The sequence below is a fragment of the Endobacter medicaginis genome, assembly GCF_014192375.1.
GTDB classification, from domain to species: Bacteria; Pseudomonadota; Alphaproteobacteria; order Acetobacterales; family Acetobacteraceae; genus Endobacter; species Endobacter medicaginis.
The window spans coordinates 1-18,542 of the sequence record NZ_JACHXV010000014.1 but is presented as its reverse complement, the minus strand read 5'-3'; the positions used below and the strand labels follow the sequence as shown (position 1 = coordinate 18,542).

Sequence of the window (18,542 nt, the reverse complement as noted above, 5' to 3'; positions counted from 1 at the left end):
CGCGGCCCGGATTTCGGCTCAGAACTGGCGCGCGATCGGCGGGTGGCGGATTTCGGCGAGGTCGTGCTTGTCGTCAAACGCCGTCTCTCCGTCCGAATCCGCCGGCCCGAGTCCGGAGCGGCCCTCCGCATCCTCCCGTGCCGTCTCGCGCAGCACGTATTTGAGCACCTTGCCGGTGGAACTGCGCGGCAGCGGGCCGAAAATCACGTGCCGCGGCACCTTGAACCGGGCGAGGACGGTGCGGCAATACGCGATCAGCGCATTGGCGTCGGCGCTCTCGCCGGGCCGAAGCTCGACGAAGGCGCAGGGCGTCTCGCCCCACAGCGGATCGGGCCGGGCAACCACCGCGGCGCCCTGCACGGAAGGGTGGCGGTGAAGGGCGTTTTCTATCTCAATAGTTGCAATATTCTCGCCACCTGAGATAATGATATCCTTGGCGCGATCGCGTATCTCGACATAGCCGTCGGGATGGCGGACCGCGAGATCGCCGGTATGCAGCCATCCGCCGCGGAACGCGGCCTCGGTCGCCTCGGCCTGGCGCAGATAGCCCTTCATGACGTTGTTGCCGCGCAGGAACAGCTCGCCCACGCTGCTGCTGTCCGCCGGCATCGGCTGCAGGGTCCTGGGGTCGGCCACCATCACGTCCTCGAGCATGTGGCCGCGCACGCCCTGACGGGCCTTGAGCGCCGTCCTGGCCTCGGCGTCGCGCCCGTTCCACTCCGCCTGCCACTCGTTGATCATCACCGGGCCATAGCTTTCGGTCAGGCCATAGACATGGGTGACGGTCCAGCCATGGCGCTCGATGGCCTCGATCACCGATGGCGGCGGCGGCGCGGCCGCCACCATCACCGACACGCCGGTCTTCAGCGAGGCGAGCACCTCCGGACCGGCGGCATCGATCATCGTGAGCACGGTGGGCGCACCGCACAGATGGGTGACACCCTCGCGCGCGATCGCCTCGACGATCGCATGCGTGCGCACCTGGCGCAGGCAGACCGCCATGCCGCCGACCGCGGCGATGGTCCAGGCGAAGCACCAGCCGTTGCAGTGAAACATCGGCAGCGTCCACAGATAGACGCAGTCGCGGGTGAGCTGCCAGTCCAGCGCGTTGGAGACCGCGTTCAGATAGGCGCCGCGATGGTGATAGACCACGCCCTTCGGCTCGCCGGTGGTGCCGGAGGTGTAGTTCAGCGCGATCGCGTCCCACTCGTCCTCGAGGGGCGGCAGCGCCTCGCTCGCGTCGCCCTCGGCCACCAGCGCCTCGTAATCGCATTCACCGATCGCCGCCCGGCGATGCAGGCAGGCGGGATCGTCGATGTCGATGACGGCGATGCCCCGGCCGAGCCGCGCCACCGCATCGGCGGCGATGGCGGCGAACTCGCGATCGACGAACAGGATCTGGGCCTCGCAATGCTCGAGCATCCAGGCAATGGTCGCGGCGTCCAGCCGGGTGTTGAGCGCGGCCAGCACGCCGCCCGACAGGGGCACCGCGAAATGCAGCTCGAACAGCTCCGGCGTGTTGGCGGCCAGCGCCGCCACCGTGCCGCCGCGCCCGATGCCGCGTCCGCGCAGCGCCGAGGCCAGCGCCCGGCAGCGGTGCCGCAGCGCCCGCCAGCTCGTTCGGCGCCGTCCGTAGACCAGCGCGGTGCGCTCGGGCCAGACCGCGGCGCTGCGGTCGAGGAAAGTGACCGGGCTGAGCGGTACATGGTTGGCCGCGCACCGTGGCAGATCGCGGTCGTACAGTTCGCCTTCACGCATCGTCAGCACCTGCACGTCTCCCGTTTGATGTCGCCCGGTTCGGCCGGGATCTGTCTTGTTCAGGGATAAGCTAGAGAGCTAACCGTCGGTTGCAAGCCAAACCGTCACGGTTCCACTCGTTGTGAGGCCCGTGCCGATGCGCGTCCTGCCCTCGCGGCCGGGCTGGCGCATTGACGGGGAAGTCGGCAATCTCGCGGGCTTGCAGAGGGACGCGGCGAGACATGCCGCGCCGCGCAGCGAGGGGAGACGTCATGAAGAAGCTGCTCGATCGACCGCAGGACACGGTGCGCGACATGCTGCTCGGCCTGGCCGGGCTCAATCCCGGACTGCGCGTCCTGGCCGACGAGGACGTCGCCATCGCCGCCGTGCCGGACCGCCCCGAGGACCGTCCCGTGGCGCTGATCTCGGGCGGCGGCAGCGGCCACGAGCCCGCCCATGCCGGCTATGTCGGCGCCGGCATGCTGTCGGCGGCCGTCGCCGGGCCGGTCTTCACCTCGCCTTCCGCGGATGCCGTGCTGGCGGCGATCCGTGCCGTCGCCGGGCCGCGCGGCGCGCTGCTGATCGTCAAGAACTACACCGGCGACCGGCTCAATTTCGGCCTCGCCGCCGAACTCGCCCGCGCCGAGGGCATCCCCGTCGAGCTGGTGCTGGTCGCCGATGACGTCTCGCTGCGCAACACCGTCGGGCGCAGCGACCGCCGCGGCGTCGCCGGCACGGTGTTCGTCCACAAGATCGCCGGCGCCACCGCAGCCTCCGGCGCGAGCCTCGACGAGGTGGTCGCCGCCGCCCGCGCCACCGCCGATGCGGTCGGCACCATGGCCGTCGGCCTCGGCCCCTGCATCGTGCCCGCCGCCGGCAAGCCCGGCTTCGAGCTCGGCGAGGACGAGATCGAGCTCGGCCTCGGCATCCACGGTGAACGCGGCGTCTCGCGCGGGCCGATGCAGCCCGCCGCCGAGCTGGTCGCCACCATCCTGTCCACCATCGTCGAGGATCTCGGCATCAAGGCCGACGAACGCGTCGCCCTGCTGGTCAACGGTCTCGGCGGCACCCCGCCGATGGAACTCGCCGTCGTCGCCGGCGACGCGCTCGACTGGCTGCGCGAGCACAGCATCGACGTGGTCCGCGCCTGGAGCGGCAACTACATGACCGCGCTCGAGATGCCCGGCGTGTCGCTCACCCTCTGCCGCCTCGACGACGCCCGCCTCGCCGCCCTCGATGCCGCGACCGAAGCCGGTGCCTGGGTGGGTCCGGGCGCCGTCGCCGAAGTGCAGGTGATCCCCGCCCCGCACGCCGAGACCCATGACGACCTGCCCGAGGCCGACCCCGCCCTGGTCGCGGCCCTCTCCAGGGTCGGCGCTGCGTGCCGCGCGGCGGAGGGCGAACTTGCCGAGGCCGATTCGGTCAGCGGTGACGGCGATCTGGGCGCCAGCTATGCCCGCGCCGGCGAGGCGATCGAGGACGTGGCCAGGGGCGCTCGCGGCGGCCCCGACGTCGTGCTGCAATCCGTCGCCTCCGTGCTGCGCCGCGTGGTCGGCGGCAGCTCCGGCCCGTTCTACGCCGTCGCCCTCGCCCGCGCCGCCCGCACCCTGCAGGGCGAGACCGCCATCGCCCCCGAAACCGCCGCGAAGGCCTTCCAGGAGGCGCTACAGGCCATCACCGATCTCGGCGGCGCCAAGCCCGGCGACCGCACCATGCTCGACGCGCTGCACCCCGCCGCCGAAGCCTTCGCCGCCAACGCCTCGAAAGGCTACGCCGCCGCCTGGGCCGCCGCCGCCGCCGCCGCCGCCCGCGGCGCACAGGACACCACCTCGATGCGCCCCAAACGCGGCCGCGCCGCCTATCTCGGCGAACGCGCCCTCGGCGCCCCCGACGCCGGCGCCCTCGGCACCGTGGTCTGGCTCCGCGCCCTGGCGGGGTGAGGCCGTTCGCGGAGGACGCTGTCCCCCGCACCCCCTGGCAGGAGGCTCGGCCTCCTGCACCTCGGATTTTATGTGCAAGGGGGGATGGGCTGATGCCCATCCCCCCTTGCACATAACAAATGGGATCGCAAAGGGCTCAGCCCTTTGCCGGGGGTGCAGGGGGCAGCGCCCCCTGCGGGCGGGCCTCTACCGCCGGCCGGTGAGGCGGAGCCAGGGGTGGCGGGATTCCATGTCGGCGATCAGGGCGCGGCGTTGGTCGGGTTGTTCGGTGTCGGCGTGGATCATCGAGTTCGGGTGGGTGCGGTAGTCGGCGAGGATGTCGGCGAGATGCAGGCCGGCGAGGCCGCGTTCGGCGAAGCGGCACCACAGGTCGTAGTCCTCCCAGCCGTATTGCACGTCGTCGTAGCCGCCGGCCTCGGCCCAGGCGGCGCGCGCGATCAGGGCCATGGCGTCGATGGTGTTCGCACCCACCAGCCGGTTGGGGGTGTACGGGTGGCGTCCGAGCACTTCGCTCCGCTCGCCGAAGGTCTGGATCAGCGGATGGACGAAGGCGGCGTCGGTGGGGGCGATGGCGGCCAGCAGGCGTTCGCAGGCGGCGGGTCGAAGGCGGTTGTCGGCGTCGAGCGGCAGCACGTAGGGGGTTTCGGCCTGGTCGAAGCCGAGGTTGCGGGTCGGGCCGAGATGGGCGTTGGCGCGGTTGCGCAGCAGGATCGCGCGGCGGAAGCGGGCGTGATGGGCGGCGAGCCAGGTTTCGGCCAGGGCTGCGGAGCCGTCGGTGGAGGCGTCGTCGATGACGATCAGGTCGAGCGCGGCGAGGGTCTGGTGGCGGGCCGATTCGAGGGCGTCGAGGATATGGGCCTCGTAGTTGTGGAGCGGGATGATGATGGTGACCTGCGCGTCGGCCTCGGCGATGCGGTCGTGGCGGAACAGCGTGTCGAATTCGGGCAGGGTCGGCAGCGGGGCTTTCGGCAGGGCGCGGCGCAACAGGGTGAGCTGGAAGGTGCGGGCGGCGTCGGCGGGGCTGGCGCGCGAGGCGAGCATGTCGCGCAGCGCGCTGGCGGCGCGGTTCGGGCCCCAGGCGGAGAGCGCGTCGAGCGCGGCTGCGTGACCGATGCGGGCGCGCAGGCCGGCGTCGTCGGCGAGCAGGGTGAGGTGGTCGAGCCAGGCCGCGTCGTCGCCGGCGAGCAGGCCGGTGATGCCGGGGCGGATGGCGCGGGCGAAAGGGCCGGTGGGTGAGGCGATGGTCGGCACCCCGGCGAGGGCGGCTTCGAAGTATTTCAGCTCGCTCTTGGCCTCGGCGAACACGTTGCCGGTCTCGAGCGGTACGATGTTGATGTCGAAGCGGGCCATCTCGGCCGGCAGTTCGGCGAGCGGCACCATGTCGCGCCATTCGATGCGGTCGGCGGGGAGGTCGGCGAACTCGTCGGCGAGCAGCAGGCCCTCGCCGGAGGCCGGATCGCGGAAGGCCACCAGCCGGGCATCGTCGCGGCCGCCGAGGAAGCGGGCGAGGGCGGGTGCGGCGCGGGCGAAATCCTTCTGGTGGGTGCGGGTGCCCCCGGCGTAGCCGATGCGCAGCAGCCCGTCATCGGGGCGGCTGGCGGCGGCGCGGCGGGCGGCGAAGAAGGTGGCGTCGTCGAAGGTATTGGGCACGACATAGGTGTCCTGGCCTTCGCCGCGCAGCCAGTAGGCGAGTTCCTCGGTGGTGCAGAGGCAGAAATCGGCGAGATCGACGCTCTGGCGGATGCGCACGAACAGGTCGCGGACCTGCGAGGTGATGGAGTTGGTGGTGCGGATGCCGTCGATCAGCTCCGGGGTGGCGAAATCGGGCACCACCATCAGGTCGTCGATGTCGAAGGCGATGGAAGCGCCCTGTTCGCGGGCGAGTCGGCAGAGATTTTCGACGTGTTCGCTGCGCTGCACGCGCCACAGGATGACGAGACGGCAGGAGTCGAGATCGGCGGGTGTGACGCCTTCGATGGAGACGAAATGCGCGGGCAGGCCGAGGCGCCGTGTGGCTTCGGCGAGGCGGATGCAGCGATAGGTGTGGCCCGGGGTGTGGGCCTCGCCGGAGACGAACAGGATACGCGTCGGCGCGGGGCGGGGAGCAGGGACGGCTTCGACCCCGGGCGTCGCGATGGGCTCCGGCGGCGCGACCGGCGCACTCGGCGGCTCGATCGGGGCGACGGGGGTGTCGAGGACCGGGATCGGCGTGATGTGGGTGCCGCCGCGCAGCGCGCGCAGCGGCGCGGTGATGCGCCAGGAGGTGGAGCCGAGGATGATCGCGCGGTCGGTGCGGGCGGCCTCGAGGGCGGCGACGAGGTTGGCGGCGTGGCGTTCGGCGAGCTCGGCGCGTTCGACCAGCGCGCGGCCCCAGGCGGTGGCGCGCGGGTCGCCGAGGATCTCGTGCAGTCGGGTTTCGGCGTGCTGGGCGCGGGCGAGGGCGGCGCGGGCTTCGGCGAGCTGCAGCTCGCTTGCGTGCTCGGCGCCGCGCAGGCGGTCGTGCCACTGGTGCTGCTGTTGCTGGTGGCTGGCCTGGTGCTCGCGCAGGGCCTGCTCGGCGAGCCCGGCGGCGGATTGCGCGCCGGCGAGGGCGACGTCGAGGGCGCGGGCGCGGGCCTCGGTCTGTGCGCGGACCTGCTGTTCGTGATGCAGCAGCGCCTGGGTGTGGCGCAGCGTCTCGCCGGCGACCCAGCGTTCGCCGAGCCGGGCGAAGCGCGCGCGGAGCGTGGCGGTGCGGTGCGCGTCGGCGGCGCAGAGCCGGGCGACCGGGCCGGGGATCTCGGCGCCATGGGCGAACACGCCGAGCCCGTGCGCGTGCAGGAACTCGAAACTCGGGCGCGTCTGCGACAGCTCGCCCCAGAACCGCCAGACGCCGAAATCGCGTTCTCGGACCTGGGTATCGTGGAACAGCACCACCGCGCGCGGCGAGAGCTTGGGGATCCAGCTCGTGTAGTCCTCGCGCACGTCCTCGTAATGGTGGCGTCCGTCGACATGCAGCAGGTCGATGCTGCCGTCGGCGATGTAGGGCAGCGCCTCGTCGAAGCGGCAGCGCATCATGGTGGAGAAATCGCCGTAGCGCGCGTCGTGGAAGGCGCGCAGGTCGTCATGGATGGCTTCGGGGTAGAAGCCGGCATGCTTGTCGCCCTTCCAGGTGTCGACGGCGATGCATTTCGTCGGCAGCCCGGCGCGCAGCACGGAGTCGCACATCGCCGCGTAGGACACGCCGGCGTGGGTGCCGAGTTCGACGATCAGGCCGGGCGCGATCGCGCCGACCAGCCATTGCGCGAACGGCACATGGCCATACCAGGCGCTGTCGACATCGAGACGTGGCGGCACGCGGAACGGGGCGTCGAGGGCCGGGTCGGCGAGCAGGTCGAGTGTGGGGTTGGTCTGGGTCATCGGTCGGTCCGTGGCGGCAGGTCGCGCATGAGAGGCAGGACGTGGAGTTCGGTCAGCGCGGCGAGGGGCAGTGTGGCGGCCTGGTCGGCCGTCACCGCGATCACGCTGTCGATCTCGGCGTGCGGGGCGGGCTCGGCGTCGGTGCGGGCGAGAAAAAGCTCGGCGCGGATCTGCCAGCCGGGTTCATGGGCGGCCGGGGCGGTGAAGCGGCCGAGCGGGGTGAGGTCGGCCGGCGACAGCATCAGGCCGAGCTCCTCGCCGAGCTCGCGCAGCAGCGCCTGGGGGGCGGTCTCGCCGGGGGCGATCTTGCCGCCGGGCTGCATGAAAAGGTCGGTGCCGCGCTTGCGCACCAGCACCAGCCGGCCGGCGGCATCGAGCAGCACGGCGGCGGCGATGCCCAGCGTCGGGCCGGGGGTGTCGGGGCGGGGCGGCAGGATGCGATCGAGCGTGCCGCGCAGGAAGGCGGGATCGTCGGTGCGGATGGTGGTCCGGTCGGGCGGCGCGCCGGCGGCGATGGCGGCCGCGCGGGTCGGCTCGTCCGGGGCGACCAGTGCGGTCGCGTGATGGAGCGCGCCGGCGATCACCCGGGCGGCGAGAGTCGGGTTGGGCATCGGGCTCGCGGGACGCCACCACCCATCGGCGAGATCGACGAGATAGGGGATGTCGCGGGCGAGGCAGGCGCGCGCGAGTCCGGCGCCGAGCCCGTGCAGCCCGAGCAGCCAGACCGCGCCTGGGCGCAGCGCGTCGAGCAGTTCGGCGAAGCGGGCGGCGCAGGCGGGGTCGTCGAGGGCGAGGACCGGGTCCGGACGGGAGCGCGGCGGGGGGCGCAGGACGATCACCGGCCACGCACGGTCGGTGAGCCGGCGCAGGGCGTAGGGCGCCGCGTCGGGCAGATCGGCGGCGGTGAAGGCCGCGAGTTCGATCTCGCCGTCCGTGCCGAGCTCCAGCAGCGCCTGGCGGGTGGCGGCGTCGAGCGGACCGGCATCGGGCGAGAGCAGGGTGGGGTGCACCGCCAGCACGCGCAGGCGGGTGCGGCGGCCGGTCGCGGGCGGGGCGGCGAACAGCGGCGCGATCCGCGTGGCGGCGATCCGGGCGGGGGCGTAGCGGTCGAGCACGCTGGCGCGGGCGGCCTCGCCCATGCGTGCGCGCAGGGCCGGATCGGCAACCAGCCGGTCGAGCGCGTCGATCCAGGAGGGCGTGTCGCGCGGAAGGCAGCCATCGACGCCGTCGGTGATGGCGCTGGCGAAATTGGCCGCGGCCGAGCACACGGACGGGATGGCGAGGATGCCGGCCTCGACGAACTTGATGTTGCTCTTGGCCTGGTTGAACGGCGTGTCCTCGAGCGGGGCGAGATTGATGTCGGCGTCGGCCAGCAGGGCGAGATAGGCATGGTAGTCGACCGGCGGCAGGCGCTCGATGCGGTCGGCGAACGGGTCGAGGCAGGCGGGCAGCGCGACCTCGCCGACGATGCGCAGGCTGGCGCGGTTGTGTCGGGCGAGGATGGTCGCGAGCGCGTCGGCGGCGATGGCGACGTCGCCGTCATGGGTGCGGCTGCCGGCGCCGTAGAAGATCTGCATCCCGTGGCGGCCGGGGCGGGTGCGGCGGCGGGCGAGCAGATGCTCGGCGGCGGCGAGCGTGTCGAGATCGAGCGCGTTCTCGACGATATCGACCGGGTGCGGGCTGTGGGCCTGCATCAGCGCGGCGAGGGCCGGGGTGGAGGCGATGCCGCGATCGGCCGCGGCCCAGGCGCGGGCATAGAGTGCCGCGCCGGCCAGCGCACCGCGACGGATGTCGGGCGGCAGGCGGGAGAGGTCGCGGTCGGCGAGATACAGGCCGGCATCGAAGATCAGGTCGTCGACCTCCCAGATCGCCTCCAGCCCGAGCCGGCGGGCCTCGTCGAACAGCGCCAGCACGCCGCGATGGCCGGGCACGCGGTAGAAGATCACCCTGGCGCAGAGCTGCATCGCCTCGCGGGCGGCGTCGTGGTCGGTCCAGTCGCGCACCTCGCAGGCGATGCCGAGCGAGGCGAGCTGCTCACGCTTCTGCCAGACGCGGTATTTGGCGCATTGCGGCAGGCTGAGCTCGGCGACGATCAGCACCCGCGTGCCGAACAGACGGGCCGGCGGATGGGCGGTGGTGGGGCCGGGCGGCGGCAGGAGGACCGGCGGCGGCGGCGCGGGCGTGATCGCGTGCGAGACGAAACCGGGGCGCGGCTGCAGGCGAAGTCGGGCGTGGCCGAGCCGGAGGGCGGCGTGGTTCCATCCGTGCCGGGCGAGATTGCGCAGCAGGCGCAGCGATTTGCGGCAGGTGGCGGCGATGCCCTCCTCGCGCAGCACGCGTCGCAGGCGTGCGCGCGGATGGTGCGCGCGCAGCCGGCGCAGCAGGGCACGCAATGCGGAGCGCCACCGCCCGGCCGAGGCGGGGCCGCCCTCGAGCAGCGTCGCCAGCCGGGCGGCGTGATCGGCATGCAGGGCGGCGCTCGCCTCGCTCAGCGCCGCCACGGCCCGCAGGCGCGGCACCGCTGCGGCGGGCGTGTCCTCGGCCAGGTAGGGCAGGCCTTCCAAGTCGAAATCGCCTTTCCCGTGAACCATCCCCGAGCCGTCAGGTAACAGATCGGTCAGGTTTCAGCGAGACCGGGTTGCCCGACCGGGCGGCGGTTTGGCATAGCTGGACGATCCCCGGGAGCATCCAGACATGGCCACCTCATCGCCAGCGCGCGAAACCCCGTCGCGCGTATTCATCGGCGCCGTGCGGTTCGTGCTGCGGCAATGGCTGCGGGCGCCGGTCCAGCTCGTGCCGGTGGTGTTCGGCATGGTGCTGGCGACGGGGGCGGACGTGGTCAGCCCGATCGTGTCGGGCTGGCTGGTCGATGCGATCTCCGACGGCTCGGGACGGGCCGGCGGCCTGCCGCCCGAGAGCGTGCACCGTGCGGCGTGGCTGGTGGCCGGCCTCGGCGTGCTGGGGCTGTTCGGCGTGGTCGGACGGCGGTTCTCCTATCTCGGCATCACCCATCTGACGGTGCGCATCATGCGCGAGGTGGCGGAAGGCGCGTTCGCGCGCGTGCAGCGTTTCTCGACCGACTGGCACGCCAACACCTTCGCCGGCGCGATCGTGCGCCGCATCACCCGCGGCATGTGGGCGATCGACAGTTTCGACGACACCACGCTGCTGATGCTGCTGCCGGAGATCATCGTGCTGGTCGGCAGCACGGCGGTGCTCGGCTGGCGCTGGCCGATCATGGGCGCGCTGCTGGCGGTCAGCTCGGTGGCGTTCGTGGTGATGTCGGTGTGCCTCACGCTGTTCTATTCCGCGCCGCCGGCGCGGCTGTCGAACAGCTGGGACACGCGGGTGGGCGCGACACTGGCCGATTCCGTGACCTGCAACGCGGTGGTCAAGGCGTTCGGTGCCGAATCGCGCGAGGATGCGCGGCTCGCGTCGGTGCTGCGCCGCTGGGGACGGCGCACCACCCGCGCCTGGGTGGTCGGCACCAACAGCGGCAACCTTCAGGCGACGGCGCTGCTGGGCCTGCGGATGATGATGGTCGGCGGGGTGGTGTGGCTGTGGTGGCGCGGCCGGGCCAATGCCGGCGATGTCGCCTATGTGCTGACGATGATCTTCCTGGTGCAGGGCTATCTGCGCGATCTCGGCCAGCACATCAGCCAGCTCCAGCGCTCGGTCAACGAGATGGAGGAGCTGGTGGCGATGTTCGACCGCGACCACGGCCTCGCCGATGCGCCGGGTGCCGGCGAGATGCGGCTGAGCGGTGGCGAGGTGCGCTTCGAGCAGGTGTGCTTCACCTATGAGGCGCATGCGCGGCGCAATGCCGCACCGCTGTTCGACCATTTCGACCTGCTGATCCCGGCCGGGCAGCGCGTCGGGCTCGTCGGGCCGTCGGGTTCGGGCAAGACCACGCTGACCAAGCTGATCCAGCGCCTTTACGACATCCAGTCGGGCCGCATCCTGATCGATGCGCAGGACGTCGCCCGGGTGCGGCAGGAGAGCCTGCGCAGCCAGATCGCACTGGTGCCGCAGGAGCCGGTGCTGTTCCATCGCTCACTGGCAGAGAACATCGCCTATGGCCGTCCCGGCGCCTCGGCGGCAGAGATCGCGCGCGCAGCCGAGCTCGCCAATGCCGCCGGCTTCATCGAACGGCTGCCGAAGGGCTACCAGACCCTGGTCGGCGAGCGCGGGGTGAAGCTGTCGGGCGGCGAGCGTCAGCGCATCGCCATCGCCCGTGCCTTCCTGGCCGACTGTCGTCTGCTGATCCTCGACGAGGCGACCTCGAGCCTGGATACCGAGTCGGAAGCGCTGGTGCAGGAGGCGATGCAGCGCCTGATGGTCGGCCGCACGGTGATCGTGATCGCGCACCGCCTGTCGACAGTGCGCACGCTGGACCGGATCCTGGTCTTCCAGCACGGCCGCCTGGCCGAGGACGGCGCGCATGACGAACTGCTGGCAATCGAGGGCGGTCTCTACCGCCGCCTGCACGACCATCAGATCCTGGGCGAGGCGGGCGAGGTCGAACTGACCGTGTGACGTGCGGATGGAGGTCGCGTGAGCGGGCGTGCCGTGGTGAGTCAGAGCCGCCGCGCAGCGGCGGCGGCCGGTGGGGATCTGCGAGCATCGGAGCGGAGCGGCCGTGATGGCCGTGAGCACCGAAGCGCAGCAGATCGCCGTCGGATGGCCGCCACGGCGCGGCCGGTCATGCGACCCTAGGCGAGTTCGGCGCCGGTGAGTTCGATCCAGCTCAGCCACGCCGAAAAGCTGGTGCGCCAGGCCTTCTGGCCGTCGGAGAACGTGACATCGACGCCGCCATCGGCTGCGGCCTCCAGCTGCGTGACCGTCCGGCGGCGCGGCTGTACGCCGTGCGCGGAAACGTCTGCCGCGAGCTGGTCGCGACGTTCGATCCAGGTCTGGCCGGGGCGGGCATTGATGCGCAGCATATCTGATACACCTTGACGCAACGAGGACACGATCTTCAGTCGGCTTCGGCCGGGCAGGAACCGTGGCTGCTTTGCGGCAGGTTTGTGTCCGTCCCGGCGGCGCCGTTCTTAATTCGCCCTATCACCATTTTGTTAACGAGAAACTAAGGGGCTGCCATGCTGTCGCGGCGAGGCTGGATCGGGGGAGCGGGGCAGACGGGCGGGCTGCTGCTGCGTTCGCTGAGCGGTCGGCTGCTGGTGTTGTGGAGCCTGTCGTTAGCGGCCTCGGTGCTTTCGGTGCTGCTGCTGGCCGGATTTGCCCGGCAGTCGATGCTGGCCGGCGACGAGCGGGCGATGGCGGTCGCACAGACCGGTTGCGGGCTGATCCGCGAGCAGGTGGCGTTCTATTCGGTCGGCGTGCCGCCGGGGGCGGAGCTGCCGCCGCCGGCCGATCTCGCGGCGGTGGCGGCGCTCGGGCTGGCCGAGCTGCCCGGCACCACGGGCGGCATCTGGCGCGAGGGAGTGCCGGTGGTGGCGGTGCGCGGCGGCCGGCCGGGCAGCGTGGTGGCCTCGGGCGGGGCGTTTCCCGGGCCGGGTGCGCTCGCGCCCCTGGTGGCGCAGGCCGAGCGGGACGACAGGGCGGTGCAGGGCGCGGTCGCGGCCGGGCCGGCGACGCTCGCCATCGCCACCTGCGTGCTGCCCGGACCCTGGCCGGGGCTGGTCGGCTGGGTGGCGAGCCCCGGCGGGGGCCGGGTGGGCGAGGGCTTGCCGGCGATGCTGTTCGCCGCCGCGCATCCGGGTCTCGGGCTCGGCGTGGGTGCGCTGCTGCTGCTGATCCTCGGCATCGGCCTGTGGTCGTCGCGGCTGCTGCTGGCCTGGCGGCGGGCACTGGCGCGGCTGGAGGCGGCGGTGCGCGGCACGGCGGGCAAGGCGGTGCTGCGCCCGGCCGGCGAGCCGGGGCTGGACCGGGTGATCGCCGCACTCAACGAGACGGCGCTGCGGCTGGAGGCGGCGCAGGCGCGCGAGGCGGCGGCGTCGCGGCTGGCGGCACTCGGGCGCGTGGCGGCGGGGGTGGCGCACGAGGTGCGCAACCCGATCGCGGCGATCCGGCTGCGGGCGGAGAACGCGATCGCGGGAAGCGAGCAGCGTCGCGCGGCCGCCCTCCCGGCGATCCTCGAGCAGGTCTCCCGGCTGGAGCGGCTGACACACGCGCTGCTCGACATGACCACGCAGCACGGTGCCGTGCCGCTGGCCTGCGATCTGCGCGCCCTGTGCGGACGCATCGCGTCGGCGCGCCTCGCCCAGTCGGGGCGGGCAGGGGAGATCGCGCTGGATCTGCAGGTCATGACCGGCGAGGCGAGGCTGGACGAGGCTCTGCTCGAGGCGTCCCTTGGCAATCTGGTGCTCAATGCCGCCCAGCATGCGCGCACGCTCGTGCGGGTCGAGGGCGGAGTCGTGGAGGGGATGGTACGGCTGGTGGTGAGCGATGATGGTGCCGGCGTGGATCCCGCACTCGGGGCGAGCCTGTTCGATCCGTTCGTGACCGGCCGGGCCGACGGCACAGGGCTGGGGCTGGCGATCGCCCGCGAGGCGGCGTCGGCGCATGGGGGCGGCATCCGCCTCGACGAGACGGCGGGCGCGGGGGCGCGGTTCGTGCTGGAGATCCCGCAATGACCGCGCCGCGCACCATCCTGCTGATCGACGACGATGACGGGCTGCGCGCCGGCATGGCCGAGCTGGTCGAGGATCTCGGCCACCGGCCGCTGCAGGCACGGGACGGCACCGCCGGCCTCGCCCTGCTCGACCGCGAGACGGTCGATGCGGTGGTGCTCGACCTGCGCATGTCCGGCCTCGACGGCATCGAGGTGCTGCGCCGCATCCGCGCGCGCCCCGCCCCGCCGCCGGTGGCGATCCTGACCGCGGTCGCGACCGCCACCAACACCATCGAGGCGATGCGGCTCGGCGCGCTCGACCACCTCACCAAGCCGGTGGGGCGCGAGGATTTCTCACGGTTGATCGCGCGCCTGCTGGCGACCGGCGGTGAGAGCGGGGCCGCGGCCGAGCCCCGGACGCACGCGGACGGTTCGGCGTTCGTCGGCGCCTCGGCGGCGATGCGCGAGGTGCAGAAGACCATCGGGCGGGTCGCCGACGGCGACGTGAACGTGCTGATCACCGGCGAGACCGGCACCGGCAAGGAAGTGGTCGCACAGACCCTGCATCGTGCGGGGCGTCGGGCGTCGGGGCCGTTCGTGGCGGTCAACTGCGCGGCGATTCCGGCAGCCCTGCTCGAAAGCCAGCTCTTCGGGCATGTGAAGGGCGCCTTCACCGGCGCGACGTCCGACCACACGGGTGCGCTGCGGGCGGCCGATGGCGGCACGCTGCTGCTCGACGAGATCGGCGACATGGATCTGGCGATGCAGGCCAAGCTGCTGCGCGTGCTGCAGGAGCGCGAGGTGACGCCGCTCGGTGGCCGGCCGGTGAAGGTCGATCTGCGCCTGGTCTGTGCGACGCATCGCGACCTGGTGCGCGAGGTGGCGGAAGGGCGGTTCCGGCAGGACCTCTATTACCGCATCGCCGTGGTCCCGATCGCGCTGCCGCCGCTGCGCGATCGGCTGGCCGACATCGTCGAGCTGGCCGAGCATTTCCTCGCGCTGGCCGCCGGCCCCGGCGCGCCGCGTCGGCTCGCGGCCGATGCGGCGGCACGGCTGGTGGCGCATCGCTGGCCCGGCAACGTGCGCGAACTGCGCAACGTGGTGGAGCGCGCCGCCGCCCTCACCCGCGAGCCGGTGCTGGGAGCGGCGGATTTCGCCTTTCTCGACGAGGGGCAGCCGGAGACCGCGCAGGGAATGGAGGCGATGCCCGGCGAGACGCTGCCAGAGGCGCTGGCGCGCGTGGAGCGGGCGATGATCCTGCGCGCCCTGTCGGAGGCGGGTGGCAACCGCGCCCGGGCGGCGCGTTCGCTCGGCATCGCCCGGCAGGCGCTCTACGAGCGGATGCGGCGGCTCGATGTGTCGGAAAATCCGACATAGGCGTCGGGCTGTCCGACACCCCGACACCCGGTCGCGTCGAATAACTCATTGAAAACGCGACGGTCATGAACTGGCACGCGGCTTGCTCCTGTTTGTCCAGGCCCCATCAGCGGGGCAGGAGACAGACGATGAACGCAACCAAGAGCCTGCTGGCGACTGCGGTGTTCGCGGTGATCGGTGGCAGCGTCGCCTATGCGGCGCAGCCCACCGACGGCCCGCTCTACGACCCCGCCCAGCTGCCCAGCTTCAAGGGCCGCGTGACGCAGTACGACCTCACCCCGCGCGGCGACGTCGCCGGGCTGATCCTCGACGGCAATACCGAGGTGCATTTCTCGCCGCGCCAGTCGACCCTGCTGGTCGCCACCGTCAAGCCGGGCGACATGGTGACGATCCACGGCCTGAAGGCGCGCACCATCCCGATGATCAAGGCGATGTCGATCACCCAGGATGCCACCGGCCAGAGCGTGGTCGAATCGCATGACGGCCCGCGCTTCGGCCCCGGCGGCCCCGGCTTCGGCGGTGGTCCGGGGGGCGGCCATTTCTGGCCGCACTGGTTCGGCCACGGCCCGGCGATGCCCCCGCACGGCGCCCCGCCGCCACCGCCCCCCGGAGGTGACGCCACCGAACTGTCCGCCTCCGGCACGGTGAAGCTGCAGCTGCACGGCCCGCGCGGCGAGCTCGACGGCGTGCTGCTCGACAACGGCACCGAGATCCACCTGCCACCGCCCGCCGCCGAACAGCTCGGCGACGCGCTCGCGGTCGGCAAGCCGGTGGCGGTGAAGGGTTTCGGCTCGAAGACCATCCTCGGCACCGCCATCGAGGCCCGCTCCCTCGGCGCCAGCGCGGCCACGCTGAAGGACATCGCGCCACCCCCCGGCCTGCCCGGCCCGGGCCCCCACGGCGACCACCACTGACCGCGAGCCCCCGCCGCCGCCCGCGCGCGGCGGCGGGGGCGAGAAGGAACGGGGCGGCCGCACAAACCCTCGCCTCCGGGACGCCGGGCAAAACTCCCTCCCGTATGAATTGAAAGCACGCATGACGAGCGCTATCGTGCCGCCCTGTACCATTTGAAGGCATACGCAGGAGGGCAACCATGCCGAGAGCCGTGATGGAAGACACGCCACGGATGAGCCTGCGGATCAGGCCGGAGCAAAAGGCCCTGCTCGCGCGCGCCGCCGCGTTGAAGCAGACCGATCTCACCACTTTCGTCACGCGCTCCGCGTTGCGCGAGGCGGAAGCGGTCGTCAAAGCGGCCGAGTGCGTCAGTCTCTCGGAGCGTGACAGCCTGCTGGTTCTCGACCTGCTGGAGAACCCGCCCCCGGCGAACGCCAGACTGCGTGCCGCGATCGCCGACATGCCAAAGCCGGCATGACACTGCCTGGCTGGCACGAGGAGGCGATTTCCAAGGCACATGATCGAGCGTCGTTCGATTGCGGCGATGCCGAGCTGAACATCTTTCTTCAGCGCCATGCGCGCCAGAGCCACGAGTCGGGCGGTGCGAAGACCTTCCTCGCGATCGACGACACGGACAACCGCACCATCCTCGGCTTCTACAGCATCGCTCCGGGCAGTCTGAGCTATGCCGACACGCCCGCGATCGTCAGGCGTGGCCTCGCCAGACACGAGGTACCCGGATTTCGGTTGGCACGGATCGCCACGCATGTCCGCGTCCAGGGCCAGGGTCTCGGCGGGCAGCTGCTCGGCATGGTCGCGCGTCGATGCCTCCGCGTTGCAGCCGAGGCAGGCGGCGTGATGCTCATCATCGACGCCAGGAACGAGCGAGCGGCGAATTGGTACGCAGCCTACGGCGCCGTGCCGCTTACCGACCGCCCGCTGACCCTCGTGTTGCCGCTGGCAACCCTGCAAAGCGCTTTGCAGGCAGCCGACCAACTCTGAGAGAATGGCCGCCTCGCGCGGGTCGGCATCAACCGCACCCCAATGCGCTGCATACCTGCGGCATGCCCGGCATGGCTCAGATCATTCTCGACGAACCTCAATCGTCATGAGCCGAATAACACCAACCGGAAGAGGCCTACTCTGCCATCTATCCTGGATCCAAGTCGACTAGTCACATGTTGGCACTAAAAGTTCATGCTCGAGCGCCATAAGATGGTGACGCCACCAATAGACCGCCTCACGAAAGCGATCGAAGGCGTCGAGCCCGCCTTCGAATTCTACGTAAGCATCCTGATTATCATCCCACGCAAGTTTAGCACCAAAGGAATAAGTTTTAAGGAGATTATTCCTTTCCCTATCGATGAATGTCCAAAAAATGGCCGACTTGCTCCTGTCGTCCTGAAATCCCTTCCAGAGTGCGGCAATGGCCTCCGCGTGTTCCGGCGATATCTTGGCATCGACCTTTGCTAGCACATGGCCCACAGTTCTCAGCAGGGCCAAGCCTGCAACCCAGTAGATTCGCCACTCCGGCAGCTCATCTTCCCCATCCGCAACGTCGGAATTCTGGAACAGAAAAAGAATTGAGATGCAATCCCAGAGAGGTAACCACGCCTTCAAGGTTTGGGGGGATGGTACTTTTACAAAGATGTCTCCCGTCACATAATTCATTTTATGCGCCTAAACATCCTCGAGTTAAGATTTCTACATATGAGATGCACTTATATCATCATAATGCTTTGCTCAATCATCAATTCATTGTACATCAGAATCATTTAACTGATGACCATTTTTCATTTATGTTTCTGTAATTATTAGTAATACACTAGGATTCTAAGTTTCTACGCAGCTCATTTATAATAAATGATACAGATTCATCATTGTAATTAGATGCCACACCCTTTTTTAATACTCCATTATTCTCGTATCGGAGGCGGTCTGAATTGCTGACAAAGGCGTAATATGAGAAGGATCTATTAGATTTTATATTTCTTCCTTTGATAATCGCATTAATCGCGCTTTTTTTCGCACCGGTTGCTTTCTGCACCCGATGGAGCATTTGTGTGTAGGTAAGCGGATAGCCCTCCAGAACCTCCTTGATAGCCACAAGCGTTGCTTGGATTGGGGCGATTTCTCCGACTAGGGCTGGGACCCATAAAGTGGATTCCCACGATGGCTTCGACGTGATTCAAGGTCTCCGGAAGGAGACCTCCGTTGGACCGAGATCATTTCTGGCTCAGCGATCGCCAGTTCGCCCGACTTGAGCCGCATCTGCCGACCGACACGCGCGGCAAGCCACGCGTCGATGACCGGCGCGTCATCAGCGGCATCATCCATGTCCTTTTGTCCGGGTGCCGGTGGAAAGACGCGCCGGCCGTCTACGGGCCACGCAAGACGCTCTACAACCGCTTCCGGCGCTGGGCTGCCAAGGGTGTGTGGTCGAACCTGTTTCACGCCTTGGCGACAGCCGGCGGGCCGCCCGCCGAGATCCTGATCGATTCCTCCGCCGTGAAAGCGCATCGCTGCGCTTCGGGTGGAAAAGGGGGGAGTGCCGCCAGGCCATCGGCCGCTCCCGTGGCGGACGCACGACCAAAATCCACGCCCTGACCGACCGTGACTGC

Annotated in this window: 12 protein-coding genes and 1 pseudogene; 8 read left to right on the top strand and 5 right to left on the bottom strand. The window is 70.4% G+C overall.

From position 1 onward, the window contains the following. Positions 1 to 18: 18 nt before the first annotated feature. Entirely contained in the window at positions 19 to 1,758 is a 1,740-nt protein-coding gene (locus FHR90_RS13820; protein ID WP_183275420.1) for an AMP-binding protein, read from the bottom strand. A gap of 251 nt (positions 1,759 to 2,009) precedes the next feature. Here FHR90_RS13820 and FHR90_RS13815 point away from each other — a divergent pair, with 251 nt between their 5' ends. Continuing rightward, on the top strand, positions 2,010 to 3,677 hold the full coding sequence (locus FHR90_RS13815; RefSeq protein ID WP_183275419.1) for a dihydroxyacetone kinase family protein: 1,668 nt from the start codon (positions 2,010 to 2,012) through the stop codon (positions 3,675 to 3,677). Positions 3,678 to 3,863: 186 nt separating this feature from the next. Here the strand turns inward: FHR90_RS13815 and FHR90_RS13810 are convergent, their stop codons facing one another. Then, a complete protein-coding gene (locus tag FHR90_RS13810) occupies positions 3,864 to 7,076 on the bottom strand; it encodes a class I SAM-dependent methyltransferase (RefSeq protein WP_183275418.1) in 3,213 nt (1,070 codons plus the stop codon). After that, positions 7,073 to 9,667, bottom strand: coding sequence for an NUDIX domain-containing protein (locus FHR90_RS13805; protein ID WP_183275417.1), 2,595 nt, complete (start codon positions 9,665 to 9,667; stop codon positions 7,073 to 7,075). Before FHR90_RS13805 ends, FHR90_RS13810 begins: the two co-directional genes overlap by 4 nt. 103 nt (positions 9,668 to 9,770) lie before the next feature. On the opposite strand from FHR90_RS13805, the gene FHR90_RS13800 reads away from it, so the two are divergent. Next, entirely contained in the window at positions 9,771 to 11,612 is a 1,842-nt protein-coding gene (locus tag FHR90_RS13800; protein ID WP_176625603.1) for an ABC transporter ATP-binding protein, read from the top strand. A gap of 176 nt (positions 11,613 to 11,788) precedes the next feature. Here the strand turns inward: FHR90_RS13800 and FHR90_RS13795 are convergent, their stop codons facing one another. After that, on the bottom strand, positions 11,789 to 12,019 hold the full coding sequence (locus FHR90_RS13795) for a hypothetical protein (protein WP_176625601.1): 231 nt from the start codon (positions 12,017 to 12,019) through the stop codon (positions 11,789 to 11,791). 156 nt (positions 12,020 to 12,175) lie between these two features. On the opposite strand from FHR90_RS13795, the gene FHR90_RS13790 reads away from it, so the two are divergent. The 5 genes from FHR90_RS13790 (at position 12,176) to FHR90_RS13770 (ending at position 16,923) form a co-directional block, all read left to right on the top strand. Then, positions 12,176 to 13,672 carry a sensor histidine kinase gene (locus FHR90_RS13790; RefSeq protein ID WP_183275416.1) on the top strand — a complete coding sequence of 499 codons (1,497 nt, stop codon included), beginning with the start codon at positions 12,176 to 12,178 and terminating at the stop codon, positions 13,670 to 13,672. After that, the gene (locus FHR90_RS13785; protein WP_183275415.1) at positions 13,669 to 15,027 is read left to right on the top strand and encodes a sigma-54-dependent transcriptional regulator; all 1,359 of its coding nucleotides are present in this window, start codon (positions 13,669 to 13,671) and stop codon (positions 15,025 to 15,027) included. The genes FHR90_RS13790 and FHR90_RS13785 overlap by 4 nt, the downstream gene beginning before the upstream one ends. Before the next feature lie 128 nt (positions 15,028 to 15,155). Beyond that, the gene (locus FHR90_RS13780; RefSeq protein ID WP_183275414.1) at positions 15,156 to 15,941 is read left to right on the top strand and encodes a hypothetical protein; all 786 of its coding nucleotides are present in this window, start codon (positions 15,156 to 15,158) and stop codon (positions 15,939 to 15,941) included. 212 nt (positions 15,942 to 16,153) lie between these two features. After that, positions 16,154 to 16,399, top strand: a complete 246-nt coding sequence (locus FHR90_RS13775) for a type II toxin-antitoxin system TacA family antitoxin (RefSeq protein WP_218061967.1) — start codon at positions 16,154 to 16,156, stop codon at positions 16,397 to 16,399. After that, positions 16,396 to 16,923, top strand: a complete 528-nt coding sequence (locus tag FHR90_RS13770; RefSeq protein ID WP_176622780.1) for a GNAT family N-acetyltransferase — start codon at positions 16,396 to 16,398, stop codon at positions 16,921 to 16,923. The genes FHR90_RS13775 and FHR90_RS13770 overlap by 4 nt, the downstream gene beginning before the upstream one ends. A 168-nt stretch (positions 16,924 to 17,091) precedes the next feature. Here the strand turns inward: FHR90_RS13770 and FHR90_RS13765 are convergent, their stop codons facing one another. Beyond that, positions 17,092 to 17,592, bottom strand: coding sequence for a hypothetical protein (locus FHR90_RS13765; protein ID WP_176622782.1), 501 nt, complete (start codon positions 17,590 to 17,592; stop codon positions 17,092 to 17,094). Positions 17,593 to 18,135: 543 nt separating this feature from the next. Here FHR90_RS13765 and FHR90_RS13760 point away from each other — a divergent pair. Next, a pseudogene (locus FHR90_RS13760) lies at positions 18,136 to 18,542 on the top strand (IS5 family transposase); the annotation flags it as partial.